The organism is Streptomyces xanthii (assembly GCF_014621695.1).
GTDB classification, from domain to species: Bacteria; Actinomycetota; Actinomycetes; order Streptomycetales; family Streptomycetaceae; genus Streptomyces; species Streptomyces xanthii.
Window position 1 is genome coordinate 1,659,104 of sequence record NZ_CP061281.1, and the last position, 26,225, is coordinate 1,685,328.

General features: G+C 73.1%; 26 protein-coding genes and 1 pseudogene. 19 read left to right on the forward strand and 8 right to left on the reverse strand.

The window, feature by feature from the left end:
• Window positions 1–9 precede the first annotated feature (9 nt).
• A pseudogene (locus IAG42_RS38555) lies at window positions 10–75 on the reverse strand (hypothetical protein); the annotation flags it as partial.
• 192 nt (window positions 76–267) lie between these two features.
• On the opposite strand from IAG42_RS38555, the gene IAG42_RS07625 reads away from it, so the two are divergent.
• A complete protein-coding gene (locus IAG42_RS07625) occupies window positions 268–1,170 on the forward strand; it encodes an SAM-dependent methyltransferase (protein ID WP_188336267.1) in 903 nt (300 codons plus the stop codon).
• Between the two features lie 72 nt (window positions 1,171–1,242).
• Complete coding sequence (gene mmuM, locus IAG42_RS07630; RefSeq protein ID WP_188336268.1) at window positions 1,243–2,166, forward strand: homocysteine S-methyltransferase; 924 nt, start codon at window positions 1,243–1,245, stop codon at window positions 2,164–2,166.
• Window positions 2,167–2,296: 130 nt separating this feature from the next.
• On the opposite strand, the gene IAG42_RS07635 is transcribed toward mmuM, so the two are convergent.
• The gene (locus IAG42_RS07635) at window positions 2,297–2,950 is read right to left on the reverse strand and encodes a ThuA domain-containing protein (RefSeq protein ID WP_188336269.1); all 654 of its coding nucleotides are present in this window, start codon (window positions 2,948–2,950) and stop codon (window positions 2,297–2,299) included.
• A gap of 81 nt (window positions 2,951–3,031) precedes the next feature.
• On the opposite strand from IAG42_RS07635, the gene IAG42_RS07640 reads away from it, so the two are divergent.
• Complete coding sequence (locus IAG42_RS07640) at window positions 3,032–3,412, forward strand: VOC family protein (RefSeq protein WP_188336270.1); 381 nt, start codon at window positions 3,032–3,034, stop codon at window positions 3,410–3,412.
• Here the strand turns inward: IAG42_RS07640 and IAG42_RS07645 are convergent.
• Both IAG42_RS07645 and IAG42_RS07650 read right to left on the reverse strand, forming a co-directional pair.
• The gene (locus IAG42_RS07645) at window positions 3,385–4,164 is read right to left on the reverse strand and encodes a helix-turn-helix domain-containing protein (protein WP_188336271.1); all 780 of its coding nucleotides are present in this window, start codon (window positions 4,162–4,164) and stop codon (window positions 3,385–3,387) included. The two genes, IAG42_RS07640 and IAG42_RS07645, sit on opposite strands and share 28 nt — an antisense overlap.
• Window positions 4,161–5,090 (reverse strand): AraC family transcriptional regulator, encoded by a 930-nt coding sequence (locus IAG42_RS07650; protein WP_188336272.1) that lies wholly within the window; start codon window positions 5,088–5,090, stop codon window positions 4,161–4,163. Before IAG42_RS07650 ends, IAG42_RS07645 begins: the two co-directional genes overlap by 4 nt.
• A gap of 81 nt (window positions 5,091–5,171) precedes the next feature.
• Between IAG42_RS07650 and IAG42_RS07655 the strand changes: the two genes are divergently transcribed.
• The gene (locus IAG42_RS07655) at window positions 5,172–6,023 is read left to right on the forward strand and encodes an NmrA family NAD(P)-binding protein (protein ID WP_188336273.1); all 852 of its coding nucleotides are present in this window, start codon (window positions 5,172–5,174) and stop codon (window positions 6,021–6,023) included.
• A gap of 59 nt (window positions 6,024–6,082) precedes the next feature.
• On the opposite strand, the gene IAG42_RS07660 is transcribed toward IAG42_RS07655, so the two are convergent.
• Window positions 6,083–7,255, reverse strand: a complete 1,173-nt coding sequence (locus tag IAG42_RS07660; RefSeq protein ID WP_188336274.1) for a YihY/virulence factor BrkB family protein — start codon at window positions 7,253–7,255, stop codon at window positions 6,083–6,085.
• Between the two features lie 83 nt (window positions 7,256–7,338).
• Between IAG42_RS07660 and IAG42_RS07665 the strand changes: the two genes are divergently transcribed.
• From IAG42_RS07665 to IAG42_RS07675, 3 genes are all read left to right on the forward strand, one after another.
• Window positions 7,339–8,985 carry an acyl-CoA dehydrogenase family protein gene (locus IAG42_RS07665; protein WP_188336275.1) on the forward strand — a complete coding sequence of 549 codons (1,647 nt, stop codon included), beginning with the start codon at window positions 7,339–7,341 and terminating at the stop codon, window positions 8,983–8,985.
• Between the two features lie 228 nt (window positions 8,986–9,213).
• Entirely contained in the window at window positions 9,214–10,503 is a 1,290-nt protein-coding gene (locus IAG42_RS07670) for a GAF domain-containing protein (RefSeq protein ID WP_188336276.1), read from the forward strand.
• 14 nt (window positions 10,504–10,517) lie between these two features.
• The gene (locus IAG42_RS07675) at window positions 10,518–11,141 is read left to right on the forward strand and encodes a DUF1266 domain-containing protein (RefSeq protein ID WP_223205894.1); all 624 of its coding nucleotides are present in this window, start codon (window positions 10,518–10,520) and stop codon (window positions 11,139–11,141) included.
• Window position 11,142: 1 nt separating this feature from the next.
• Here the strand turns inward: IAG42_RS07675 and IAG42_RS07680 are convergent, their stop codons facing one another.
• Window positions 11,143–12,684: a right-handed parallel beta-helix repeat-containing protein gene (locus IAG42_RS07680; protein WP_188336277.1), complete on the reverse strand. Its 1,542-nt coding sequence runs from the start codon at window positions 12,682–12,684 to the stop codon at window positions 11,143–11,145.
• A 157-nt stretch (window positions 12,685–12,841) separates the two neighbouring features.
• Window positions 12,842–13,873: a M4 family metallopeptidase gene (locus IAG42_RS07685; protein WP_188336278.1), complete on the reverse strand. Its 1,032-nt coding sequence runs from the start codon at window positions 13,871–13,873 to the stop codon at window positions 12,842–12,844.
• Between the two features lie 114 nt (window positions 13,874–13,987).
• Here IAG42_RS07685 and IAG42_RS07690 point away from each other — a divergent pair, with 114 nt between their 5' ends.
• The 12 genes from IAG42_RS07690 (at window position 13,988) to IAG42_RS07750 (ending at window position 25,196) form a co-directional block, all read left to right on the forward strand.
• Entirely contained in the window at window positions 13,988–14,572 is a 585-nt protein-coding gene (locus IAG42_RS07690; protein ID WP_188336279.1) for a GNAT family N-acetyltransferase, read from the forward strand.
• 352 nt (window positions 14,573–14,924) lie between these two features.
• Window positions 14,925–16,622: a nitrite/sulfite reductase gene (locus tag IAG42_RS07695; protein ID WP_188336280.1), complete on the forward strand. Its 1,698-nt coding sequence runs from the start codon at window positions 14,925–14,927 to the stop codon at window positions 16,620–16,622.
• Window positions 16,619–16,798, forward strand: a complete 180-nt coding sequence (locus tag IAG42_RS07700; protein ID WP_188336281.1) for a hypothetical protein — start codon at window positions 16,619–16,621, stop codon at window positions 16,796–16,798. Before IAG42_RS07695 ends, IAG42_RS07700 begins: the two co-directional genes overlap by 4 nt.
• Complete coding sequence (locus IAG42_RS07705; protein WP_188336282.1) at window positions 16,795–17,505, forward strand: phosphoadenylyl-sulfate reductase; 711 nt, start codon at window positions 16,795–16,797, stop codon at window positions 17,503–17,505. Before IAG42_RS07700 ends, IAG42_RS07705 begins: the two co-directional genes overlap by 4 nt.
• Window positions 17,505–18,074, forward strand: a complete 570-nt coding sequence (cysC, locus tag IAG42_RS07710; protein ID WP_188336283.1) for an adenylyl-sulfate kinase — start codon at window positions 17,505–17,507, stop codon at window positions 18,072–18,074. Before IAG42_RS07705 ends, cysC begins: the two co-directional genes overlap by 1 nt.
• Window positions 18,071–19,009: a sulfate adenylyltransferase subunit CysD gene (cysD, locus tag IAG42_RS07715; RefSeq protein WP_188336284.1), complete on the forward strand. Its 939-nt coding sequence runs from the start codon at window positions 18,071–18,073 to the stop codon at window positions 19,007–19,009. Before cysC ends, cysD begins: the two co-directional genes overlap by 4 nt.
• A gap of 2 nt (window positions 19,010–19,011) precedes the next feature.
• The gene (locus IAG42_RS07720) at window positions 19,012–20,352 is read left to right on the forward strand and encodes a sulfate adenylyltransferase subunit 1 (RefSeq protein ID WP_188336285.1); all 1,341 of its coding nucleotides are present in this window, start codon (window positions 19,012–19,014) and stop codon (window positions 20,350–20,352) included.
• Window positions 20,353–20,588: 236 nt separating this feature from the next.
• A complete protein-coding gene (locus tag IAG42_RS07730) occupies window positions 20,589–21,698 on the forward strand; it encodes an aliphatic sulfonate ABC transporter substrate-binding protein (protein ID WP_188336287.1) in 1,110 nt (369 codons plus the stop codon).
• Between the two features lie 36 nt (window positions 21,699–21,734).
• Window positions 21,735–22,526 (forward strand): ABC transporter ATP-binding protein, encoded by a 792-nt coding sequence (locus tag IAG42_RS07735; RefSeq protein WP_188336288.1) that lies wholly within the window; start codon window positions 21,735–21,737, stop codon window positions 22,524–22,526.
• On the forward strand, window positions 22,513–23,433 hold the full coding sequence (locus IAG42_RS07740) for an ABC transporter permease (RefSeq protein ID WP_188336289.1): 921 nt from the start codon (window positions 22,513–22,515) through the stop codon (window positions 23,431–23,433). Before IAG42_RS07735 ends, IAG42_RS07740 begins: the two co-directional genes overlap by 14 nt.
• 7 nt (window positions 23,434–23,440) lie before the next feature.
• Entirely contained in the window at window positions 23,441–24,178 is a 738-nt protein-coding gene (locus IAG42_RS07745) for a sirohydrochlorin chelatase (RefSeq protein ID WP_188336290.1), read from the forward strand.
• Between the two features lie 34 nt (window positions 24,179–24,212).
• Window positions 24,213–25,196: a tetratricopeptide repeat protein gene (locus IAG42_RS07750; protein WP_223205895.1), complete on the forward strand. Its 984-nt coding sequence runs from the start codon at window positions 24,213–24,215 to the stop codon at window positions 25,194–25,196.
• Between the two features lie 6 nt (window positions 25,197–25,202).
• Here the strand turns inward: IAG42_RS07750 and IAG42_RS07755 are convergent, their stop codons facing one another.
• On the reverse strand, window positions 25,203–26,192 hold the full coding sequence (locus IAG42_RS07755) for an ArsR/SmtB family transcription factor (RefSeq protein WP_223205896.1): 990 nt from the start codon (window positions 26,190–26,192) through the stop codon (window positions 25,203–25,205).
• Window positions 26,193–26,225 lie beyond the last annotated feature (33 nt).

Genomic DNA, 26,225 nt, shown 5'->3' on the forward strand with positions numbered 1-26,225 from the left:
ATGACGGGTGCCGCAGGCGGCGCAGGTCCATTCCCTCACGTTCAGGGGTTTGGGTCCGTCCTTGGCACCGAACATCAGACAGGCCGCCGGACTGGCGGTATCGGCCTGCGGAGCGCCGGTAAGACCAGAACCCGTTCTGGCACAGCGCGAAGAAACAGGAAGCCACAGATTCCCGACCGGAAACCGTGCCACGCAGCGGCACGGTAACCCGTCGGAGAAGGCCAGAATCCCCGCCCTTCAAGGCGAGGAGCATGTCAAGGTGTTGCGATGACTGACGCCACAGCACCCCGTACCGATGCCGAGGCATGGCAGCAGGTGCGCGAGCGGATCGACACCACGCGCCCTCACCCGGCCCGCGTCTACGACGCCCTCGTCGGCGGCAAGAACCACTACGCGGTCGACCGGGCGGCGGCGACCAAGGCCCTGGGTCACAATCCGCGCGGCTACCTCGACGTGCGGCACAACCGGGACTTCATGCGGCGGGCGGTGCTGCACCTGACGCGGGATCACGGGCTGCGCCAGTTCCTCGACATCGGCACGGGACTGCCGACCCGGCCGAACGTCCACGAGATCGCCCAGGGCGTCGACCCGTCCGCCCGGGTCGTCTACGTGGATCACGACCCGGTGGTGCTGGCGCACGCGCGAGCCCTGCTGTCCGGCGGGCCCGAGGGCCGGACCGCCTATCTCGACGCGGACCTGCGCGACCCGGCCGCGATCCTGAAGGGCGCCCGCGACACCCTGGAATGGGACCGGCCCGTGGCGCTGGGGCTGGCGGCGGTGCTGCACTTCGTCCCCGAGCCCGAGGCGTCCGCGATCACGGCCGAGCTCACGGCGGCCCTGCCGTCGGGCAGCGCGGTGTTCCTCAGCCATCTGACGGCCGACCTCAACCCGGACACGATCCTGCCGGGCCTGAAGGCGACGGGCATGCCCTTCACGCTGCGTTCGCGCGCCGAGGTGCTGCGCTTCCTCACGGACAACGGCCTGGAGCCCGTCGAGCCGGGTGTCGTCCCCGTGCACCACTGGCACCCGGACGGCACCTGGCGGCACACCGAGCTGGAGCCGGCCGAGGAGGCGGCGCTGGACCCGCTGGAGCGGGCGGCACGGCGCGGCATCGGTGACGTCCGGGACGAGGACATCAACATCTACGGGGTCGTGGCGCTCAAACCCTGAGGTCCGGTGGGCCTGGACAGCTCGGTGAGACGGCCCGGCGGCGCCGGGGCGCACGGAGCTATCGTCGGAGGCATGATCCGCAGCACCGCGTTCACCGAGGCGCTCGCCGCCGGCCCGCTCGTCCTCGACGGCGGGATGTCGAACCAGTTGGAGGCGGCCGGGCACGACCTGAGCGACGAGCTCTGGTCGGCCCGGCTGCTCGCCGAGGACCCGGCCGCGATCGTCGCCGCGCACCGGGCGTACTACGCGGCGGGCGCGGACGTCGCCATCACCGCGAGCTATCAGGCCACGTTCGAGGGGTTCGCGCGGCGCGGGGTCGGACGGGAGCGGGCCGGTGAACTCATCGCGTCCAGCGTCCGGCTGGCCCGGGAAGCGGCCGACGCGGAGCCCCGGACCGGGGAGCGGCCGCGGTTCGTCGCCGCGTCCGTCGGGCCGTACGGGGCGATGCTGGCGGACGGGTCCGAGTACCGGGGGCGCTACGGGTTGAGCGTCGCCGAACTGGAGGCGTTCCACCGGCCGCGGCTCGACGTGCTCGTGGAGGCGGGGCCGGACGTGCTCGCGCTGGAGACGGTGCCGGACGCGGACGAGGCGGAGGCCTTGCTGCGGATCGTGCGCGGGGCGGGGGTGCCGGTCTGGCTGTCGTACAGCGTCGCCGAGGGGCGCACGCGGGCCGGGCAGCCGCTGGAGGAGGCGTTCGCGCTCGCCACGGAGGCCGAGGAGGTCGTGGCCGTCGGGGTCAACTGCTGCGCGCCCGAGGACGCGGACGAGGCGGTACGGGTCGCTGCTCGGGTCACCGGGAGGCCCGTCGTCGTGTATCCCAACAGTGGGGAGCGGTGGGACGCCGTGGCCCGGGGCTGGCGCGGGGAGTCGACGTTCGGGGCGGACCGGGTGGACGGCTGGTGCGGGGCGGGGGCCCGTCTGATCGGGGGCTGTTGCCGGGTGGGCCCGGACGGCGTCTCCGCGATCGCCGGGACGCTGGCGTCGCGCCGGACGTGACGCGGTCGCGCTCCCTGCGGTGTGGGCCGAGGTGCACCACAGTCGTCCGCCGCGCCGTCATGGCTGAGCGCGCCCACGCGGTGGAGCCGCAAGTCGACACGGCCTCGCGCCCGTCACGAGGCGCCGTCGGCTAGGAGTCGGCTCGGGCCGCCCAGGTCACCGCCGCCGCCAGATGCGTGCGGAAAGCCGGGTCCTCGTAGGCGGAGGGGGCGTGGCCCAGGGAGGTGTAGAAGACGCGGCCCGCGCCTTGGTGGCGGCACCAGATGAGGGGGTGCGCGGGTCCCGTACCGGCGCCGGTGTAGGAGGACTCGTCCGCGCGGGCCAGGACGCCGACGGCCGGATCGCGCGCGGGGTCCGCGTCGAAGTCGTACCACTCGTCCGTCCAGTTCCAGACGGGAGGAAGGTGACGCGTCGCGGGGTGGGAGCGGTCGGTGACGAGGACGCGGCCCGGCTGGTACGCCGGGTGCCCGGCGAAGCGGGCGCCCAGCAGCTCCCCGAAGTACGGCCACCCGTACTCCGCACAGGCCGCCGCGTGCACCCCCACGAACCCCCCGCCCCCGTCGACGTACGCCGCGAGCCGCTCCCGCCCCGCGTCCGTCAGCACCTCCCCGGTGGTGGACACGAAGACGACCGCGCCGGGCCGCTGCCCGAGCGCGTCGGCGAACTCGTCGGGGTCCTCGGCGTGCCGTACCCCGAACCCGAGGTCGCGCAGCGCCCGGACGCCGTGCGGGATGGACGCGTGCCGGTACCCCGTGGTGCGGGTGTGGACCAGGATCGTTGGCATGCCGGGACCCTAGCCAGCGCGGCGCCGGCCGCGTCCGATCCGTACAAGACCTGTGCCGTACGCCGTGCCTACGGTGGCCGCATGAGCAACGAGAACTCCGTGCGTCTGGACGCCATCGGCGTCGCCACCTCCGACCTGCCCGCCGCACTCGCCTTCTACCGCCGGCTCGGCCTGACGTTCCCCGAGGGCGCCGAGCGGCTGCCGCACGTCGAGGCCGAACTGCCGGGCGGCGTCCGGCTGATGTTCGACCCCGTGGACGGCGCGAAGGACCTCGGGCGGGGACGCGTGGGGCTGGCCTTCCTGTGTGCGGGCGGCGCGGCCGGGGTCGACGCGAAGTACGCGGAGCTGACCGGGGCCGGGCACCACGGCGAGGCGGAGCCGTGGGACGCCGACTGGGGGCAGCGGTACGCGGTCGTACACGACCCGGACGGGAATCAGGTCGATCTGTTCGCGTGGTTGTGAGGCCCCGCCTGACATCCCGCCTGGATTCCCGTCTGAGAACCCGTCGTCTGAGAACCCGCCTGGAACCCGGCCGGGGTGCGGCCCGTCAGCGTCTTCACGTCGCGGGTCAGATGGGCCTGGTCGGTGTAACCGGCGCGGGCCGCCGTCTCGGCGAGGGGAACGCCCGCGCGGGTGAGCGCGAGGGCCCGTTGCAGCCGCAGGACGCGGGCCAGCGTCTTGGGGCCGTAGCCGAACGCGGCGAGGGAGCGGCGGTGCAGCGCCCGCGCGCCGAGCCCCGTCGCCGCGGCCGTACCCGCGACGGTGCGCCCCGCGCCGAGGGCCTCGACGACGTGGGCGAGCAGCGGGTCCGGTGGTCCGACGGCGCCCGCGATCCGGGCGGCCTCGGCGGCGAGCGCCGCGCCCGGGTCGGCGGCCGCGTCGATCCGCTCGGTGATGCGCCGGGCCTCGGCGGCGGGCCACAGGTCGGCGAGGTCGACGCGCCGGTCGCGCAGTTCGTGCGCGGGGACGCGGAGATACGCGGGCGCGGTGCCGGGGGCGAAGCGGACGCCGGCGTAGAGGCGCCGCGCACCGGGCCCGGCGGCGTGCGCGCGGGTGTCGGGTCCGGCGACGAAGAGCCGGCCCTCGCTCCAGATGAGGTCCATGCAGCCGTCGGGCAGCACGGATGCCCCGGTTTCGGGGGCGGCGCCCGTCGTGCGGGTCCACAGGACGGCGCCGGGCACGGAACAGGCCCGCTCCCGGTACGGCCCGCTCATCCCCGGTACTCCTGCGGGCTGACCCCGTACTCCCGCTTGAACGCGCTGGACAGGGCGAACGCGCTGCCGTAGCCGACCTGGCGGGCGATCGCGGCGATGGTCAGCCCGCTGTCGCGCAGCCGGTCGGCGGCGAGCGCGAGCCGCCAGCCGGTCAGGTACGTCATCGGGGGCTCGCCCACGAGTTCCGTGAAGCGGCGGGCGAGCGCGGCCCGCGAGACCCCGGCCTTCTCGGCGAGCGCGGCGACGGTCCAGGGGTGCGCGGGGTCGTCCTGGACGAGCCGCAGCGCGGGGCCGACGACGGGGTCGCCGAGCGCCCGGTACCAGGCCGGGGCGTCGGCCTCGGGGCGGGAGAACCAGGCGCGCAGCGAGGAGATGAGCAGCAGGTCGAGGAGCCGGTCGAGGACGACGTCCTGGCCGGGTTCGTCGCGGGTGATCTCGTCGGCGACGAGCGGGGTGAGCGGGCACTGCCACACCTCGGTGGGCAGGACGAGCAGCGGCGGCAGCGCGTCGAGCAGCCGCCCGCTGAGCTCGCCGCGCATCTGGTAGGTGCCGATCAGCATCTTCGCGGGGCCGTCCGGGGACTCGCCCCACTCGCGCACGCCGAGCGGCTTGTAGCGGCCCGCGTGGGCGGGGCCGAGCGGCCGGCACTCCTGGCCGGGGCCGATCTCGGCGCGGGGCGCGGTCGCGGGGTCGTCGCAGCAGACGTAGGGGTCGGGGCCGCGGGCGATCGCGATGTCCCCGGGGCGGACGCGGCAGGGCGCGCCGTCGCCGCCGGGCAGGATCCAGGCGTCGCCCTCGACCATGATCATCACGGTGAGGGGTGCCTCGTCGGCGATCCGTACCGACCACGGCGGCTCGAAGCAGGCCCGGATCATGAAGGCCCCGCGCGCCCGTGGCCCCTCCAGAAGACCTGCGAGTACGTCCATGGCCCCGAGCGTAGACGGACGCGTATGGGCGTGAGCGGCTCACCGATGTTTCCGCGTCCCGGGCCGCAGTTGAGTGGAGGCATGACAGCGAACGAGAACGAGATGCGGACGGTACTGGTGACCGGGGCGACCGGTCGGACGGGTGGCCGGGTGGCCGAGGCGGCGCGGGCCGCCGGCCTGGAAGTGCGGGCGGCCTCGCGGTCGGGCGCGGTGCGCTTCGACTGGGCGGACCCGGCGACGTGGGACGCGGCGCTGGACGGCGCGGACGGGGCGTATCTGGCGTTCCCGTCGGACATCGGGGCGCCGGACGCCGCGCCCGCCGTGGGGGCGCTGGCGCGCCGGGCGGTGGAGCTCGGGGTGTCCCGGCTGGTGCTGCTGTCGGCGCGCGGCGAGGACCAGGCGCGGCCGGCGGAGGAGGCCTTCCTCGCGGCGGGCGGGAGGGCGACGGTGCTGCGCTGCGCGTGGTTCCACCAGAACTTCGGCGAGGGCCCGCTCGCCGAGCAGGTCGGCGGCCCCGAGCTGGTGTTCGCGGCGCCGCGGGAGCTGCGCGAGCCGTTCCTCGACGTGCTGGACATCGCGGACGTGGCGGTGACGGTGCTGCGGGACCCGGCCGGACGGTGGGCGGGCCGGGCGCTGGATCTGACCGGGCCCGAGCTGCTGACGTGGGGCGAGGCCCTGGCGGCGGTCGCGGCGGCGACGGGCACGGAGAAGACCTACGTGGGCGTGCCCGCGGCGGCCTACGGGGACGCGCTGCGCGGGTTCGGGGTGCCGGAGGAGGAGGTGGGCTTCCTGGTGGAGCTGTTCGAGACGCTGCTGGACGGGCGCAACGCGGCGCTGAGCGGCGATGTGGAGCGGGTGCTCGGGCGGGCCCCGCGCCGCTTCGCGGAGTTCGCGGCGCGGGCGGCGGCCGCCGGCACGTGGAAGCGGGCCTGAGCGGACCGGACACCCGGTCCGGACACCCGGTCCGAGTCGCCGGACAGCCCCGACAGCCCCTAGTCCGTGTCGTGGTCGCGCGGGGTGTCGTGGTTCTGGGAGGTGTCGTCGGGGTGGGGGTGTTCGCGCCGGGTGTGGGTGCGCAGGCGGGACGTCACGTCCTCCGGGGGCAGGAACTTGGACCAGCGTTCGGGGAACTCGGAGGGCATGTCGGGGTCGTCGGGGTCGTGCTCATCGTTGCGGTGCGCGGCCCAGGCGATGTACTCGGCGGCGACGGCCTCGCGGTGACGCTCGTTCGCCTCGCGCGCGGCGGCCGTGGCGACGGACGGCCAGACCCGGTCGATCGCAGCGTTGACCGCGGCGCCGACGAGCACGGCGAACGCGGAGACGCCGATCCACAGGAGCACGGCGACGGGCGCGGCGAGGGAGCCGTAGATCGTGGGGCCCTCGATGGTGTTGGTGATGTAGAGGCGGAGCAGGAAGCTGCCGGGGATCCACATCGCGAGGGCCACCAGGGCGCCGGGCACGTCCTCGATCCACGGCGAGCGCACGGGCACGGACACGTGGTAGAGCGTCGTCAGGAAGGCGACGGACAGGACCAGGACGACCGGCCAGTACAGGACCTGGACGACGGTCTCGGACCAGGGCACCAGCGCGATCACCGCGTCCGGTCCCGCGATCATGAGCGGCAGCGCGATGGAGCCGACGACGAGCCCGACGAGGAAGAGCAGGAAGGCGAGCAGCCGGGTCTTCACGATGCCGCGCACCCCGTCGAGCCCGTACATCACGGTGACGGTGTCGACGAAGGTGGAGACGGCGCGGGAGCCCGACCACAGGGAGATGAGGAAGCCGATGGAGATGACGTCGGGGCGGCCGCCCTTGATGACGTCGTCGAGAATCGGTTCTGCGATCTCCTTGACGCCCTCGTCCGTCAGGACGGTGCGGGACGCCTCCAGGATGTTGTCGCGGACGCCGGCGATGGTGTCGGCGCCGGTCCAGGTGTCGACGTAGGCGAGCAGGCCGACGAGGGAGAGCAGCAGCGGCGGCACCGACAGCAGGGTGAAGAACGCCGCCTCGGCCGCGAGGCCCAGGATGCGGTACTCCATGCACGAGTTGACGGTGTCCTTGAGCAGCAGCCAGGCGGTCCTCCGCTTCGACACGTTCCGGTAGAGAGCTCGGGCCCGGTGGAGACGGCCGGACGGCCGCTGGGGCGATTCACTTGCTGGCTGCACGCCCTAACGTTATCCGGCGCGCGGCAGTGCCCCGCTCCCCCGGTGCCCGGGGCCGCGCCCGCCCCGGCGGTAGGTTCGCGGGCATGGCAGCGAGCACGCACACGGTGACCAACCAGCCCCCGCCGCTGACGGCGTACGACGTCTTCGGCACCGACCTCGCCCTGGTGGAGGGACTGGACCGGCATCTGGACCCGGAACACGTGGAGGCCGCGCGCCGGGAGCTGACCGAGCTGGGCCGCGCGGCGGGCAGCGCGCAGGTCCAGGAGTGGGCCCGGCTGGCGAACGAGCGTCCGCCGGTGCTGCGCACCCACGACCGCTACGGGCACCGGATCGACGAGGTCGAGTTCGCTCCGGCCTGGCACCGGCTGCTCGGCAAGGGCGTCGGCGCCGGGCTCACCTCCGCCTGGGGCCGGCCGGACGGCCATCTGCGGCGCGCCGCCGCGTTCCTGGTGTGGTCGCAGGCGGAGGCGGGTCATCTGTGCCCGCTGTCGATGACGTACGCGGCGGTGCCCGCGCTGCGCGCCGAGCCGGACCTGGCGGCGGTGTGGGAGCCGCGGCTGGCCTCGGCGGTCTACGAGTCGGGGCTGCGGCCCGCGGGGGACAAGGCGGGCGCGCTGCTCGGCACGGCCCTGACGGAGAAGCAGGGCGGCAGCGATCTGCGGGCGGTGACGACGCGGGCGGAGCCGGTGGCCGGCGAGGACGGGGCGTACCGGCTGACGGGGCACAAGTGGTTCTGCAGCGCGCCGATGTCGGACGGGTTCCTGGTGCTCGGGCGGGCCGCGGACGGGCTGACCTGTTTCCTGGTGCCTCGGGTCCTGGACGACGGCACCCGCAATCCGTTCGCGCTGCAACGCCTCAAGGACAAGCTGGGCAACCGCTCGAACGCGACGGCCGAGGTGGAGTTCGACGGGACGTGGGCGCTGCGGGTCGGCGACGAGGGGCGGGGCCTGGCGACGGTCATGGGGACGGTGGCGGCGAGCCGGCTGGACTGCGCGCTCGGCTCGGCGGCCCTGATGCGGCAGGCGGTGGCGCAGGCCATCCACCACTGCACCCATCGCACGGCGTTCGGCGCGCCGCTGGCCGAACAGCCGCTGATGCGCAACGTGCTGGCCGATCTGGCGCTGGAGTCGGAGGCGGCGACGACGCTGGTGCTGCGGCTCGCGGCGGCGCTCGACCGGGCGGAGGCGGGCGACGAGCGGGAGCGGGCGCTGCTGCGGATCGCGGTGCCCGCCGCGAAGTACTGGGTGACGAAGCGGTGTGCTCCGCTGGTGGCCGAGGCCCTCGAGTGCCTCGGCGGCAACGGGTACGTGGAGGAGTCGGGGCTGCCCCGGCTGCTGCGCGAGTCGCCGCTCAACTCGGTCTGGGAGGGCTCGGGCAATGTGCAGGCGCTGGACGTGCTGCGGGCGCTGCGGACCGAACCGGGCGCGCTGGACGCGTTCCTGATCGAGCTGGGCCGGAGCCGGGGCGCCGACCACCGGCTCGACGCGGCGGTGCGGGGCCTGCTGACCGAACTCGGCGACCTGGACGGGGTGGAGGCTCGCGCGCGGCGGCTCGTGGAGCGGATCGCGCTGGTGCTGCAGGGTTCGCTGCTCGTGCGGTGCGCGCCGGACGAGGTGGCGGACGCGTTCTGCGCGGCGCGGCTCGGCGGGGACGGGGGCGCGGCGTTCGGAACGCTGCCGCACGGCGCGGATCTCGCCGGGATCGTGGAGCGGGCGCGGCCCATGGAGTGACCGGGGACGGCCCGGTCGCGGGGCACGGGTGCGGGGATGGTGCTGCGCCGACACGGCACCATCCCCGTCCGTCCGTGCCAGTTTCAAACGCCGTACGGTTGTTCGCCAGGGTTGCAGGGGGTTGCAACGTTCCTTCGGAAGTCGCCTCCCCGTACGTCCCGGAGGTGCACGATGGGCGTGCCTCCCCCCAAGGGCCCGCACATCTCTCCGTACACGTAGGAATCAGGCATGGACCAGGAGTCGACGATCGACCTGACGCGGCTGTCCGCGATGGACGCGGCGCTGGCGGCGCGGATGCTCAAGGGGGTGCGGGACGCGACGCTGTCGGGGAACCGGCCGCGGGTCAGGCCGCGCCCGGTGATCCGTGAGTCCTGGGGGCGGATGCTGCGCGGCGGCGTCGACCCGGACCACGACGTGCGGCGCGGGCTGCTCGGCGTCGACGAGGTGGAGGAGCGCCGGCAGACCTCGCCGCTGCTGCCGGTGCTGCCCGTGCTGCGGGAGGCGCTGGTCACGGTCGCGGAGGCGGCGCAGCACATCATGGTGGTGAGCGACGCGGACGGCCGGATCCTGTGGCGCGAGGGGCATCCGACGGTGCTGCGGATGGGCGACCGGCTCGGTTTCGAGGTGGGCGCGCACTGGGCGGAGGACGTGGTCGGGACGAACGGGGTGGGCACGCCGCTGGTCACCCGGCGCCCGGTGCAGGTGTTCTCCGCCGAGCACTTCGTGCGTTCGCACCATCCGTGGACGTGCACGGGCGCGCCGATGACCGATCCGCGCGACGGGCGGTTGCTGGGTGTGGTGGACGTGAGCGGCCCGCTGGAGACGATGCATCCGGGGACGCTGTCGTGGGTGCACGCGGTGGCGCAGCTCGCGGAGGCGCGGCTGCGCGAGCGGCATGTGAACGGTCTGGAGCGGCTGCGGGCGGTCGCGGCGCCGGTGCTCGCCCGGATCGGCGGCCGGGCGCTCGTGGTCGACGCGCACGGGTGGACGGCGGCGGTGACGGGGATGCCGCTGCCGGACCGGGTGGCGCTGCCCCGGTCGCCCGCGGAGGGCCCGTGCTGGATCCCCTCGCTCGGGCCGTGCACGCTGGCGCCGCTGGCGGGCGGCTGGCTGGTCCGGCCGCGGCGGACGGCGGAGCCGCAGACCGCCGCCCGGATCGTGCTCGACGTCAGCCGGCCGCGGCACTGGTCGGTACGGGTGTGGGGCGCGGCTGGCTCGTGGACGCACGAACTGAGTCCGCGGCACGCCGAGTTGCTGTATCTGCTGGCGTTGCGCCGGGAGGGGCGCACGGCGGCGGGCCTGGCCGAGGACCTGTTCGGCGATCCGGCCCGCACGGTGACGGTGCGGGCCGAACTGTCCCGGGTCCGCCGCTATCTGGGCTGTCTGCTGGAGCACCGCCCCTACCGGTTCCCCGAGGACGCGGAGGTCGAGGTGGTGATGCCGGCCGACCCGCGGGATCTGCTGCCGCACTCGACGGCTCCCGCGGTGGTCGCGGCGCGGGGCGGGTTCGACGGGTAGTACCCTCCGCGCCCATGCTTCGGTTCAGACTCAGGCCCAGGACGGAACGCAGGTACCGCACGCCGCTCGGCGCCCACCAGTTGTGGATGGTGTCGCTGAGCGCTCCGGTGAGCCGGGACCGGGACGCGTCCCGTACGACGCTGTACCCGTTCACCCGGATCGACGACGACAAGGCCCGGCTCTGGCTGGCCGGGCAGTGGGAGATCGCGACCCGCGAGGAACTGCTCGGGCGGCTCGGTGGGCTCGCCCGCTCCGGGTACCGGGCGTCGGCCCGTGCGCGGTACGGCGTGGAGCCGCTGGCCTGGGACATCGCCCTGTACACGGACATCACGCGGCGCGGCTTCGGCTGCGGGCTGCTGGACGAGGCCGACGCGTGGAACCTGCTGAGGAACGTGGTGCCGCAGCTCGCCCGCACGTACGACTCGTGGCAGGAGTACGCGGAGGACTATCTGCTCGGGCGGCGGATCTGGCGCGAGGACCTGAGCGGCCGGGCGTCCTCGCCGCAATCGCTGCCGGCGCCCCAGAGCGTCGCGGACGCGCACGTGACGGCGCTGCTCGATCCGGCCGACCGGAAGAGCCCCTGGAACCTCGTTCCGTGGGACGCCATCCGGCGGCCGGACCGGCCGGTGGGACGGTGACTCAGCCGGCGTTCAGGGCGCCGACGGAGACGGGCCCCTGGGCGGCGACGGGGTTCCCGGCGAAGTCGCGGGGGCCCGCGTCGGGGTGCGGGACTCCGGCGCCGATGACGGGCGAGCCGGGCCGCGGGGTGTAGGCGGCGGCCGCGTCGGCGAGACCGGTGGCGGTGCCGGGCGCGGTGAGCTGCGGGTCGGCGCCGGTGCCGCCCGGGTTGTCGGGGACGGAGCCGACGCCGTACAGCGCGTTGTGCGACAGGGTGACGCCGCCGGAACGCAGATTGAAGTTCGCGGTGCCGGCGCCCGCCTTCTGCACGACGTTGTCGACGAAGGCGATCTCGTGCCGGTTGGTGGTGTTCTCGTTGACGACGGTCTGGCTGACGCCGTCGCCCATGTAGATCGTGTTGTGCAGGAAGCGGACGTCGGAGAACGTGCCGCGGCAGGTCTCGATGCCGCGGAAGTGGTCGTTCTGGCTGACGTTGAAGCGGATGACGGCGTCGGAGAGGGCGCCGTCGGCGGTGCAGACGAGGAAGAAGCCGCCCGCGTTGTCGTGGCTGTAGTTGTACTGGAAGACGGTGCCGTTCGTGCCTTCGTCCACGTCGTACGCCATGCCGTCGCGGGTGGTCTCGCCGCCCGAGGTGTCGTTGTACTGGAAGACGGTGCCGTCCGCGTTGTACGGCCACATGCCCGCGTTGTAGCCGGCCGAGCGGCGCTGGAAGCCGCGCAGGGTGTTGTGCTCGACGAGGGCGCCGTCGGTGACGGTCATGACGATGCCGTCGCCACCGAGGTCAGAGAGCGTGTTGCCGCGCACCACGACCCGGGTGGAGGGGGTCCAGGCCGGTCCGCCGGGCTTGTAGTCGCTGATGCCGGGGCGCTGGCTCCAGGTGGAGGAGACGCGGATGCCGCCGCGGTCGATGTGGTCGAGGCGGTTGTTCTCGACGCGGACGTCGTCGAAGCGGCTGGGCACGCGGGTGCCGGTGGCGGCGAACAGGATGCCCTCGGAGCCGTTGGCGTCCTTGGTGTCGTCGCCGAGCACGTCGTGGATCGTGAGGTTCGTGATCCGGTAGTGGGTGCCGGTGCCGTAGTCGTCGAGCAGGACGCGGACGCCGCGGCGCTTGGTGCCGGGGTTCGCCGCGTTGGTGATGTCGAGGTCGGACAGTTCGATCCACTCGGTGTTGCGCAGCAGCACGGCGTCGACGGCTCCGTTGCCGTCGACGACGGGCTTGGCGGCGGCCGGGTCGCCGTAGGCGCCGATCCGTACGGGGGCGCCGGCGCGCCCGGCGCCGGCCGGCGCGAGGGTGCCGGCGCACCGGGTGCCGCGCTTGAGCACCACCGAGTCGCCGGGCCGCAGCCGCTGCCCGTTGACGGCGGCCAGACTTCGCCAGGGCGTCTTCGCGGTACCGGTCTCGGGCAGCCCGCCGGGGGCCTGGCAGTCGACATGGTGGACGCGGGGGGCGTCGTGCGGGGCGGCGCCGGCGGCGGGCGCGGTCCCCAGCGCCGCCGCCACGCAGCCCGCCGCGGCGAGCGCTGCGGTCGTGATCCGTCTCATGCGCCACAGGGTGTCGGCTGCGCCCACCGGTGAACATGGACAAACGCACCCGGTGCGTGGACATCCGGGCGAGCGAGCCGCCGGGCCGGCCGGGACAGACAGGTCCGCCCCTTGGACAGATGTCCAAAGGGCGGACCTCAGGGGTGGCTGCCGGGGATCAGACGCCCGGGATGCCGCGGGCGGCGAACGCCGCGCGGACCGTCGACGCCGCCTTCGCGCCGTACATCTTCTCCGCCGTCGCGATCGTCGCCTGAGCGGCCGCCGAGAAGCTCGTGTCGGGGGCGAAGTCGAACTGGGCGTTCACGATGATCCGGTCGGCCGTGCGGGCGCCCAGGGCGCCGCGGATGTCGAACAGGGCCCGCGACCAGATCTCGCCGTCCGCGTGCACCTCGCCGACCTTGTCCGCGTACGTCTTGTCGGTGTCGACGCGGCGCAGGCAGTGCGGGGCGGAGGAGGTGTACGAGGTGGAGTCCCAGTCGGCGACGCAGGCGAGGTCCGCCTTGCGCGGCCAGCCGTACTTCGCGTCGGCGTGGTCGCCGACGGCGACGGCGAGGTAGTCGCCGAACGCCTCGCCGATCGAGCCCGCCTCCTCGGAGGTGCCGAAGCCGGGGACCTGGGCGTTGTGCACGGCGTGGCCGTACTCGTGGACGATCACCTCGGCGTCCTCGGCGTCGTCGACGCCGCCCTTGCCGAAGCGGATCTCGGCCTTCTTGTCGGTGAAGAAGGAGTTGTCCGCGCCCCACTGGTTGATGCGGACGGGCTGGGCGCGGTCGTTGGCGCCGCGCAGTTCGCTGCCGAAGCCGAGCGACTGCAGGTACTCCTGCGCCTCGTTGACCCAGAAGTAGGCCATGACCTGCTCGAACTGGTCGTCGTGCCGGGTGTAGGTGCCCGCGTCGGCGACCTTCGCGGAGGCGCCCGTGTCCGATCTGACGTAGGCCCATTTGCCGGTGAGGCCGCCGCTGGAGTCCAGGTTGCGCAGGGCCGCGGAGGCGTAGGCGGCCTCCGGGATCGCGGACGCGGCGTCCTTGCCGTCCGTCAGGGCCTGGTCACCGGAGGACTGGACGGGATTGACCATGAAGATGCGGCCCTGGGGCGCCGCGGGCGCGGCGAGGGCGGGAGCGGCGAGCGTGGAGAAGGCCACGGTGAGGGTGGCCGCGGCGAGCAGACCGCGGGGTGTGCGGTGGGACATCGAACATCCTCCGGATGGGGTGGGACGTGGGAGGTGACTTGCTGCGCGTCGCGGATCCTCCCGCATCCTGAACACCCTTGGCCAGAGTCTGTCCGACATGATCCGATGAGTGACATGAACAGCAGCACCACCACCGTCACCACCTGGTCGCTCGAACAGACCTCCCCCGCCGATCTGCGCCCCTCCGCCCCGCCCGCGGGGGACACCCTGCGGATCGTGCGCGCGGAGGTCCCCTCCCCCGAGTTCAGCCGCTTCCTGTACGCCTCCGTGGGCGGCGACATCAAGTGGATCGACCGCCTCGGCTGGACGTACGCACAGTGGGAGGAGCAGCTCGCGCGTCCCGGCGCGGAGACCTGGGTCGCGTACGACCGGGGCACGCCGGCCGGGTACGTGGAGCTGGACGCGCAGGACGACGGCGCCGTGGAGATCGTCTACTTCGGCCTGATCCCGGCCTTCCGCGGCCGCCGGATCGGCGGGCACCTGCTCTCGTACGGGATCGCGCGGGCCTGGGACCTGGCCGAGCGATGGCCCGAGCGGACGCCGACCAAGCGGGTGTGGCTGCACACGTGCAGCCTCGACGGCGAGCACGCGATGGCGAACTACGAGAAGCGCGGCTTCCGCCTCTTCCGGACCGAGACGGCCGAGGAGCCGCAGGTCGTGACGCCCGGCCCGTGGCCCGGCGCCTTCCCGGCGGTCTGAGCCGCCCCCACCCGAGCGCGATCCGGGCATAAGGTGAGCTTTCGCCTGCCCGTGATGTGACCGGCGCCACCATCTTCCACAATGCGAGACATTCTCGTCCATATTTTGGACGATGGTGGACCAGGTCCAAAGTCCCATGACACGCTTCCGTCATGTCTACAGCTGGAACCGCCTTGGTGAGTCGACGCCACGTCGACTTCGGCCGCATGTCCAGCGCCATCTGTCCGGCGCGCTGACCGCACAGCACCGCCGCGTCTCCCGCTTCACCCGTCACCCCCTGCGCACCGCCGCGCCGCAGCGCGAAGTGTGCTGCTCAGAGCCGCCCTCAGCCTTTCTTGAAGGACGTACACCCATGGCTGCCACCCCCGAAAAGCCCGCTACCGCCGCGCCCCGCCGCAAGGTGAGCCGTCACCGCGGCGAGGGCCAGTGGGCCGTGGGCCACCACACGCCGCTCAACGGCAACGAGCAGTTCAAGAAGGACGACGACGGTCTCAATGTGCGGACACGCATTGAGACGATCTACTCCAAGCGCGGTTTCGACTCGATCGACCCCAACGACCTGCGCGGACGCATGCGCTGGTGGGGCCTGTACACCCAGCGCAAGCCCGGCATCGACGGCGGCAAGACGGCCGTCCTGGAGCCGGAGGAGCTGGACGACCGCTACTTCATGCTGCGCGTGCGCGTGGACGGCGGCCGGCTCACCGTGGCGCAGCTGCGCGTCATCGGCGAGATCTCCGAGCAGTACGCGCGCGGCACCGCCGACATCACCGACCGGCAGAACATCCAGCTGCACTGGATCCGGATCGAGGACGTGCCCGCGATCTGGGAGAAGCTGGAGGCCGTGGGCCTGTCCACGACCGAGGCGTGCGGCGACTGCCCCCGCGTGATCATCGGCTCCCCGGTGGCCGGCATCGCCGACGACGAGATCATCGACGGCACGCCCGCCGTGGACGAGATCCACGACCGCTACATCGGCAACAAGGAATTCTCCAACCTGCCGCGCAAGTTCAAGACCGCGATCTCCGGTTCCCCCGTCCAGGACGTGGTCCACGAGATCAACGACGTGGCCTTCGTCGGCGTGGAGCACCCCGAGCACGGGCCCGGCTTCGACCTGTGGGTCGGCGGCGGTCTGTCCACCAACCCCCGGCTCGCGGAGCGTCTGGGCACCTGGGTGCCGCTGGACGAGGTCGCCGACGTCTGGGCCGGCGTGGTCGGCATCTTCCGCGACTACGGCTACCGGCGCCTGCGCAACCGCGCCCGTCTGAAGTTCCTGATGGCCGACTGGGGCCCGGAGAAGTTCCGCCAGGTCCTGGAGGACGAGTACCTGGAGCGCAAGCTGATCGACGGCCCGGCGCCCGCCGAGCCCTCGCAGAAGTGGCGCGACCACATCGGTGTCCACCGGCAGAAGGACGGCCGCTTCTACGTCGGGTTCGCCCCGCGCGTCGGCCGGGTGGACGGCGCCACGCTCACCAAGATCGCCGAGCTGGCCGGCGCGCACGGCTCGGACCGCCTGCGCACCACCGTCGAGCAGAAGATGATCGTCCTCGACGTCGCCGAGGACCAGGTCGACTCGCTCGTCGCGGGCCTCGAGGCGCTGGACTTCCAGGTCAAGCCGTCGCCGTTCCGGCGCGGCACGATGGCCTGCACCGGCATCGAGTTCTGCAAGCTGGCGATCGTCGAGACGAAGGGCCGCGGCGCGCAGCTCATCGACGAACTGGAGCGCCGCCTGCCCGAGTTCGACGAGCCGCTCACCATCAACCTCAACGGCTGCCCGAACGCCTGCGCCCGCATCCAGGTCGCGGACATCGGTCTCAAGGGCCAGCTGGTCCTGGACGACAACGGCGAGCAGGTCGAGGGCTACCAGGTGCACCTCGGCGGCGCGCTCGGCCTGGAGGCCGGCTTCGGCCGCAAGGTGCGCGGCCTGAAGGTCACCTCGGCCGAGCTGCCCGACTACATCGAGCGGGTGCTCAAGAACTTCCAGGCGGAGCGCGAGGACGGCGAACGCTTCGCGACCTGGGCGGCCCGCGCGAGTGCGGAGGCCCTGTCATGAGCGAGCGTGCCGCGCCCTTCTTCTGCCCGTACTGCGGCGACGAGGACCTGCGTCCGAACGAGGCGGGTCACGGCGCCTGGCAGTGCGGGGCGTGCAACCGGGCCTTCCAGCTGAAGTTCCTCGGGCTGCTCGCCCAGGGACTTCGGCGCACCGACGGTGGAGGCGAAAAGATATGACGACAGCTCACATCACCTCGGACACGGACGAGTTGAAGGCGCTCGCCGAACAGGCCGGGCGCGACCTGGAGGACGCCTCGGCCCTGGAGATCCTCCAGTGGGCGACGGAGACCTTCGGGAACACGTTCTGCGTGACCTCGTCCATGGAGGACGCGGTCGTCGCGCACCTGGCCTCGCGGGCGATGCCCGGCGTCGACGTCGTCTTCCTCGACACCGGCTACCACTTCGAGGAGACCATCGGCACCCGCGACGCCGTGGAGGCCGTGATGGACGTCAACGTCATCACGCTCACCCCGCGGCAGACGGTCGCCGAGCAGGACGCCGAGTTCGGCCCGAAGCTGCACGACCGCGACCCCGACCTGTGCTGCGCGATGCGCAAGGTGCGGCCCCTCCAGGAGGGCCTCGCCGGCTACACGGCGTGGGCCACGGGACTGCGCCGCGACGAGTCCCCGACCCGGGCGAACACCCCGGTCGTCGGCTGGGACGAGAAGCGCCGCAAGGTGAAGGTCTCCCCCATCGCCCGCTGGACCCAGGACGACGTCGACGCGTACGTCGCCGAGCACGGCGTGCTCACCAACCCGCTCCTGACGGACGGCTACGGATCCGTGGGCTGCGCCCCGTGCACCCGCCGCCTCCTGGAGGGCGAGGACGCCCGCGCCGGCCGCTGGGCGGGCCGGGCCAAGACCGAGTGCGGACTGCACGGCTGATGACGACGGCACCAGAGACTTTGGAGAAGCAAGTGACCGGAGCCACCATCTGGCTCACGGGTCTGCCGAGTGCCGGCAAGACCACGATCGCCAACGAACTGGCCGCGACGCTGCGCGCCGAGGGCCGCACCGTCGAGGTGCTCGACGGCGACGAGATCCGTGAGTTCCTCTCGGCGGGCCTCGGCTTCAGCCGCGAGGACCGGCACACCAACGTGCAGCGCATCGGCTTCCTGGCCGAACTCCTCGCCCGCAACGGCGTGCTGACGCTCGTCCCGGTCATCGCCCCGTACGCGGACAGCCGCGAGGCCGTCCGCAAGCGCCACCAGGGCGCCGGCACCGCCTACCTGGAGGTGCACGTGGCCACACCGCTCGACGTGTGCTCCGTGCGCGATGTGAAGGGCCTGTACGCCAAGCAGGCCGCCGGTGAACTGAAGGGCCTCACCGGGGTCGACGACCCCTACGAGGTGCCCGAGTCGCCCGACCTGCGCATCGAGTCGCAGAACCAGACCGTGCAGGAGTCCGCGGCAGCGCTCCGCGCGCTGCTCACCGAGAGGGGTCTCGCCGCATGACGACCGTAGCTTCGAACGTCTCCGAGGAGACGGACAGCCCCTACGCGCTCACCCACCTCGACGCGCTCGAGTCCGAGGCGGTGCACATCTTCCGCGAGGTCGCGGGCGAGTTCGAGCGGCCGGTGATCCTCTTCTCCGGCGGCAAGGACTCGATCGTCATGCTGCACCTGGCGCTGAAGGCGTTCGCCCCCGCGGCGATCCCCTTCTCGCTGCTGCACGTGGACACGGGCCACAACTTCTCCGAGGTCATCGACTACCGCGACCGGGTCGTCGCCGAGCACGGGCTGCGCCTGCACGTCGCCTCGGTGCAGGACTACATCGACCGCGGCGTCCTCAAGGAGCGCCCGGACGGGGTCCGCAACCCCCTGCAGACGGTCCCGCTGACCGAGAAGATCCAGCAGGAGAAGTTCGACGCGGTCTTCGGCGGCGGCCGCCGCGACGAGGAGAAGGCCCGCGCCAAGGAGCGGGTGTTCTCGCTGCGCGACGAGTTCTCCCAGTGGGACCCGCGCCGTCAGCGCCCCGAGCTGTGGCAGCTGTACAACGGCCGCCACGCGCCCGGCGAGCACGTCCGCGTCTTCCCGCTGTCCAACTGGACCGAGCTGGACGTGTGGCAGTACATCGCCCGCGAGAACATCGAGCTCCCGCAGATCTACTACGCGCACGAGCGCCCGGTGTTCAAGCGTTCCGGCATGTGGCTGACCGCCGGCGAGTGGGGCGGCCCGAAGGACGACGAGACGGTCGAGACGCGGCTGGTCCGCTACCGCACCGTCGGCGACATGTCCTGCACCGGCGCCGTCGACTCCGACGCGACGACGATCGAGAAGGTCATCGCCGAGATCGCCGCCTCCCGGCTCACCGAGCGGGGCGCGACCCGCGCCGACGACAAGCTGTCCGAGGCCGCGATGGAAGACCGCAAGCGCGAAGGGTACTTCTAGACATGAGCACCACCACTGCCGAGGAGCTGGCCGGTCTTTCGGCCACCACCCTGCTGCGTTTCGCGACCGCGGGCTCCGTCGACGACGGCAAGTCCACGCTGGTCGGCAGGCTGCTGCACGACTCCAAGTCGGTCCTCGCCGACCAGCTGGAGGCCGTCGAGCACGCGTCGCGTTCGCGCGGCGCCGCCGAGCCGGACCTCGCGCTGCTCACCGACGGCCTGCGGGCCGAGCGCGAGCAGGGCATCACCATCGACGTCGCCTACCGCTACTTCGCGACCCCGCGCCGCCGCTTCATCCTGGCGGACACCCCGGGCCACGTGCAGTACACGCGGAACATGGTGACCGGCGCCTCCACCGCCGACCTCGCCGTCGTCCTCGTCGACGCCCGCAACGGCGTCATCGAGCAGACCCGCCGGCACGCCGCCGTGGCCGCGCTCCTGCGCGTCCCGCACGTGGTGCTCGCGGTCAACAAGATGGACCTCGTCGACTACGAGGAGTCCGTCTTCGCGAAGATCGCCGAGGAGTTCACCGCGTACGCCTCCGACCTGGGCGTCCCGGAGATCACCGCGATCCCGATCTCGGCGCTCGCCGGTGACAACGTCGTGGAGCCGTCCGCCAACATGGACTGGTACGGCGGCCCCACCGTCCTGGAGCACCTGGAGACGGTGCCGGTCAGCCACGACCTGACGAGCTGCCACGCCCGGCTGCCCGTGCAGTACGTGATCCGGCCGCAGACCGCCGAGCACCCCGACTACCGCGGCTACGCGGGCCAGATCGCCGCGGGCACCTTCCGCGTCGGCGAGTCCGTGACCGTGCTGCCCTCGGGCCGCACGTCGAAGATCGCGGGGATCGACCTGCTGGGCAAGGCCGTCGACGTGGCGTGGACCCCGCAGTCCGTCACCCTCCTCCTGGAGGACGACATCGACATCTCGCGCGGCGACCTGATCGTGCCGAGCCACGACGCCCCGGCCACCTCGCAGGACGTCGAGGCGACCGTGTGCCACGTGGCCGACACCCCGCTGACCGTGGGCCAGCGCGTGCTGCTCAAGCACACCACCCGCACGGTCAAGGCGATCGTCAAGGAGATCCCGTCGCGGCTCACCCTCGACGACCTCTCCCAGCACCCGGAGCCCGGGCAGCTCGTCGCCAACGACATCGGCCGGGTCAAGGTCCGCATCGCCGAGCCGATCGCCCTCGACTCGTACGCGGCCTCGCGCCGCACCGGCTCGTTCCTGCTGATCGACCCCTCCGACGGCACCACGCTCGCGGCCGGTATGGCCGGCGAGGCGTTCGCCGCGGAGAAGGAGCTCCCGGTCGCGGACGACGAGGGCTGGGACTTCTGACCGCCATGGCCCTCATCGACTACTACGGGACGTTCGCCAAGGAGGGCGGCCGCGTCGGCAGCGGCGCCCTCGGCAGCGGACAGGGCGGGGTCGCGCGATGTGCGTGCTGACGTACGCGCACCGCATGCGCGCCCTCACCCCCCGCACCCACGCCCTTCGACGACATCGAAGACCTGCCGACCTCCCGGCCGCACCCTGACGGTGTGACCGCCGGGCCAACGAGAGGAAACCCTCCCGTGCCTGCCAACTTCCCTTCCCCGAAGCGACGTTCGCTGCTCGCCCTGACCGTCCTGCCCCTGCTCGCGCTGACCGCGACGGCCTGCGGCTACGGGTCCGAGGCCGACAGCGCCAAGGAGAACGTCGCCGCGAAGGGCAAGGCCCTGTCCGCCGACACCGTCAAGATCGGCTACTTCGGGAACCTGACCCACGGCACCGCGCTCGTCGGCCGCCAGCAGGGCCTCTTCCAGAAGGAGCTGAAGGGGACGCAGGCGAAGTACGCGACCTTCAACGCGGGCCCGGCCGAGATCGAGGCGCTGAACGCCGGCTCCATCGACATCGGCTGGATCGGCCCCTCCCCCGCCATCAACGGCTTCACCAAATCGCAGGGCAAGTCGCTGCGCATCATCGGCGGTTCGGCGTCCGGCGGCGTGAAGCTGGTCGTGAACCCGAAGAAGATCAAGTCGCTGAAGGACGTCAAGGGCAAGCGGATCGCCACGCCTCAGCTCGGCAACACCCAGGACGTCGCGTTCCTGAACTGGGCCGCCGAGCAGGGCTGGAAGGTCGACGCCAACTCCGGCAAGGGTGACGTGTCCGTGATCCGCACGGACAACAAGATCACCCCGGACGCCTTCAAGTCCGGCTCCGTCGACGGCGCGTGGGTCCCCGAGCCGACCGCCTCGAAGCTGGTCGCCGAGGGCGGCAAGGTGCTCCTCGACGAGGCCGACCTGTGGCCCGGCAAGAAGTTCGTGATCACGAACATCATCGTGTCGCAGAAGTTCCTGAAGGAGCACCCGGACGTCGTCGAGGCGGTGCTGCGCGGCTCCGTGAAGACGAACAAGTGGATCACCGCGAACCCGGACGAGGCGAAGGCGGCGGCCAACAAGCAGCTGGAGCAGGACTCCGGCAAGGCGCTGCCCGCCGAGATCCTCGACCCGGCGTGGAAGTCCATCGCGTTCACGGACGACCCGCTGGCCGCGACGCTCGACTCCGAGGCGGCGCACGCGGTGAAGGCCGGCCTGCTGGAGAAGCCCGACCTGTCCGGGATCTACGACCTGAAGCCGCTCAACAAGGTCCTCGCGGCCGAGGGCGGCACCAAGGTCGACGACGCCGGTCTCGGCGTCAAGTAGCCCACCAGCCAACCCAGTTCCCAGGAGGTGACGACCATGGCGACCATCCTCGCCAAGGCTGCCGACTCCGCCGCGGTGGCGGACGGCAAGGCGACCCGGATCGAGCACGTCTCGAAGTCCTTCGCCACACCCGCCGGCCCGCAGCTCGTCCTGGACGACATCAGCCTCGATGTCGCTCCGGGCGAGTTCGTCACCCTCCTGGGTGCCTCGGGCTGCGGCAAGTCGACGCTGCTCAACCTGGTCGCGGGGCTCGACGCCCCGTCGGCCGGCTCCATCGCGACGGACGGGCGGCCCGCCCTGATGTTCCAGGAGCACGCCCTGTTCCCGTGGCTGACCGCGGGCAAGAACATCGAGCTCGCCCTGAAGCTGCGGGGCGTGCCGAAGAACGAACGGCGCGACCGCGCCGAGGAGCTGCTCGAGCTGGTCCGGCTGCAGGGCGCGTACGGCAAGCGGGTCCACGAGCTGTCCGGCGGCATGCGCCAGCGGGTGGCGCTGGCGCGGGCGCTCGCGCAGGACGCGCGGCTGCTCCTGATGGACGAGCCGTTCGCGGCGCTCGACGCGATCACCCGGGACGTGCTGCACGGCGAGCTGACCCGGATCTGGGAGGAGACCCACCTCTCGGTCCTGTTTGTCACGCACAACGTGCGCGAGGCGGTGCGGCTCGCGCAGCGCGTGGTGCTGCTGTCCTCGCGGCCGGGCCGGATCGCCCGCGAGTGGACGGTCGACATCCCGCAGCCGCGGCGCATCGAGGACCCCGAGGTCGCCGAGCTCTCCGTCGAGATCACCGAACAACTGCGTGGGGAGATCCGCCGCCATGGCAAGGACTGAACCGACGGCCACCGCCACGGTGGAGCCCGCCGACGCGGTCGCCGCGAAGGACGACCTCGCGGGTCTGGAGGCGGGCCTGGACGCACTGGAGACGGTCCAGTCCGGGCGCACCCCGTTCTCGAAGACGTTCCGCGAGAAGATCTTCCCGCCGCTCACGGCGGTCGTGCTGGTGATCCTGCTGTGGCAGGGCCTGGTCTCGTTCGGCGTGGTCGACGACCCGACGAAGCTGCCGCCGCCGTCGGCGGTCTGGGACGAGGTCCAGACCGCGTGGCTGAAGGGCGAACTGCTCGGCTACATCTGGACGAGCGTCTCGCGCGGCCTGCTCGGCTTCTTCTTCGCGCTGCTCATCGGCACCCCGCTGGGGCTGCTCGTGGCGCGCGTGAAGTTCGTGCGCGCCGCGATCGGCCCGGTCCTGTCGGGCCTCCAGTCGCTGCCGTCGGTGGCGTGGGTGCCGCCGGCCGTGCTCTGGCTGGGCCTGGACAACTCGATGATGTACGCGGTGATCCTGCTCGGCGCGGTCCCGTCGATCGCGAACGGTCTGGTCTCCGGCGTCGACCAGGTGCCGCCGCTGTTCCTGCGGGCGGGCCGCACGCTCGGCGCGACCGGCGTGCGCGGGCTGTGGCACGTGGTGCTCCCCGCGGCGCTGCCCGGCTACCTGGCCGGTCTGAAGCAGGGCTGGGCGTTCTCGTGGCGTTCGCTGATGGCCGCCGAGATCATCGCGAACTCGCCGGACCTGGGCGTGGGCCTCGGCCAGCTCCTGGAGAACGGGCGCACGGCCAGCTCCATGCCGATGGTCTTCCTCGCCATCCTCCTCATCCTGATCGTCGGCATCGTCATCGACCTGCTGATCTTCAGCCCGCTGGAGCGGCGCGTCCTGCGCGGCCGCGGCCTTCTCGTCCGGAGCTGAGCACGCCGTGTCCCGCCCCGTCCTCCTGGTCATCGCCCACGGCAGCCGCGACCCGCGGCACGCCGCGACGGTGCACGCCCTGGTCCGCGAGGCGCGGGCGCAGCGGCCGGGGCTGCGCGTGGAGACCTCGTTCCTGGACTTCAACGTGCCGGGCCCGCTCGGTGTCCTGGAGTCCCTCGCGGCGGAGGGCGTCCGCGACGTGGTCGCCCTCCCGCTGCTCCTCACCCGGGCGTTCCACGCGAAGGCCGACATCCCGGCGGTCCTCCGTCAGGCCCCGTCGTCCCTGCGCGTCCACCGCGCGGACGTCCTCGGCCCGTCCCCGCTCCTCCTGACGGCCCTGGACCGCCGTCTGTACGAGGCCGGTCTCACGCCGGCCGACAAGCCCACGACCGGGGTCGTCCTGGCCTCGGCGGGCTCCACCGACCCGGAGGCGATCGCAGTGATCGCAGACATCGCGCGGGAGTGGCGGCACACCGGTTGGTGCGCCGTGCGGCCTGCGTTCGCCTCCGCATCCCTTCCCCGCACCGAGGACGCCGTCCGCGCCCTGCGCGCCCTGGGCTGCGCCCGCGTCGCCGTCGCCCCCTACGTCCTGGCCCCGGGCCGCCTCCCGGACCGCATCGCGGCGGGAGCGGCCGAGGCGGACGTCCTGTCCGGCGTCCTCGGACCGGCGCCGGAGGTGGCGCGGGTGCTGATCGAGCGCTACGAGGAGGCGTCGGCCGGCGCGTTGGCGGCGCTGGGGGCCTGAGGGTGCCCGCGGGACCGCGGTCTATCCTCGGCGCGTGCCGAACACGTCAGCCTCAGCCTCCGTGGGCCTCGCCCGGGTGATGGCCCACTGCGGGGGCGACCCCGCCGAAGCCGTACGCCATCTGGCGGCCGCGATCGCCGCCGCGCCCTCGGACCCCGAGTCCTACGCCGTCCTCGCCGACCTGTGGCGGGACCGGCCCGCCGACCTCGCCGGAGTCGTCGACGGGGGGACCTCCCTGCCCGCGGTCCTCGCGCTGTCGTACGTCAGTTTCCTGCGGGGCGACATGGACACCGCCGCGCTGGCGATGGGCTCGGTCACGGGGGCTCGGCCCGACGTCGCGTGGGCCGACGCTCCCTGGTTCGGCGACGACCGTTTCCTCGGCTCGGTGAGCGCGGACGCGCTGGCCGAGGCCGCGATGCGGACCATGGACCACGGCCACGACCTGGACAGCGACGGCATGCGGGAGCGGGTGCGGCCCTGGCGCGCCGCCTTCGACGCCGTCGTCGCCGGCCGGCCCGCGGCGCAGGCGCTCGCCCGGATGGCGATCATGCTGCGGGCCTGCGGTCTCGTCGAGGCGTCCCTGGAGCTGTGCGACCGGGCGGACGCCGTCGAGCGGGTGATGTTCACCGAGGTCGTGCGGGCGGGCACCTGGCGGAAGGCGGGGGACACCGAGCGGATGGTCGCCGCGTTCGAGCGGGCCCTCGTCCTCGACCCCGCCAACTGGTCGCTCCATCTCGACCTGGCCGATGTGCGCGCCGAGCAGGGGGACTTCGCCGAGGCCGCCCGGCTGGCCGGCGAGGGGCTGCGGCACGAGCCCGCCGAGCCCGCCCTGCGCGCGGCGGCCGCCGCCTACCGCGCCCGGCACACGGGCGCGCCCGCCGACCTGAGCACGCTCATCGAGGTCGCGCCGCTGCTGCCGAACCCCGCGTACCGGGACCTGCTGATCGACCTCGCGTGCGCGGGGCCGGGCCTTCCGGCCGAACTCCTCGCCACCGCCCGGGGACTTCGGGCCGGCTGAGCGGGTTCAGCCGCACAGGCGCTCCCCCAGCTCGCTGCGCGCGTACCGGACGCTGCGGCCGCTGCGGGTGCGCCGCAGGAGTCCGGCGTCGTAGAGGACGGACAGGTGCTGGCTGACCGCGCCGGGGGTGACCGACAGGCGGTGGGCGAGTTCGGTCGTGGACGCCGGGTCGGCGAGCAGGAGCAGGATGCGGGCGCGGGGCACGCCCAGGAGGCGGCTGAGCGCCGCGTCGGTGACCGGGGGCGGGGTCTCGGAGATCGTGGCGCGGCCGCGGGCCGGGTAGCTGAGCAGGGGCGGCAGCGTGGGGTCGATGTTCGTGTGCGCGCCGAGCGCGAACAGCGTGGGGATCACGACGAGGCCCCGGCCGCCGATCTCGATGTCGGCGGTGGGCCACGGGTGGCCGTCGCCCTTCTTCCTGATGGTGAGCACCTCGCCGTCCCAGGTGAGGCGCGGGTCGAGACTGGAGAACAGGCCGCCCGCGCCCTCCTCGGCGAGGACCTTCCCGCGGTGGGCGAGGTCGGCTTCGAGCACGGAGTGCACGCGCGGCCACCAGTCGGAGGCGAGACAGGTGTGCCAATAGTCGTCCAGGGCACGGCAGATGCGGTCCAGGAGTCGCTCCGGGTCGGCGAGTCCGTCCCGCAGGACCGGCGGGAGGTCCACGGCGTCGGCGCCGTACGCGGCGGTGAACTGGGGGCGCAGCAGGCCGGGCGGGGTGGTGCGCAGCTCGGCGAGCTGGCGGGCGAAGACGGGGCGCGGGCGGTCGGGGCGCGGGGTGAGGAAGTCCGGGATCCACAGTCTCGGGGCGATCAGCGCGGCGAGCAGGTCGGCCTCGTCGAGGCGCCGGAAGGCGGGGCCCAGCCGGCGCAGCCAGGGGCGCTGGTGCGGGTAGCGGGCGGAGTCGCGCCAGCAGCGCAGCGAGTAGACGGCTTCCTGGAGCGGGGAATAGGCGAAGGAGGTGCGGGCGAGGTCCCCGACGACGAAGCGGAACTCGATCACTGCGCGCCCCCACGGCCCCGGCGCCCCGCTCCC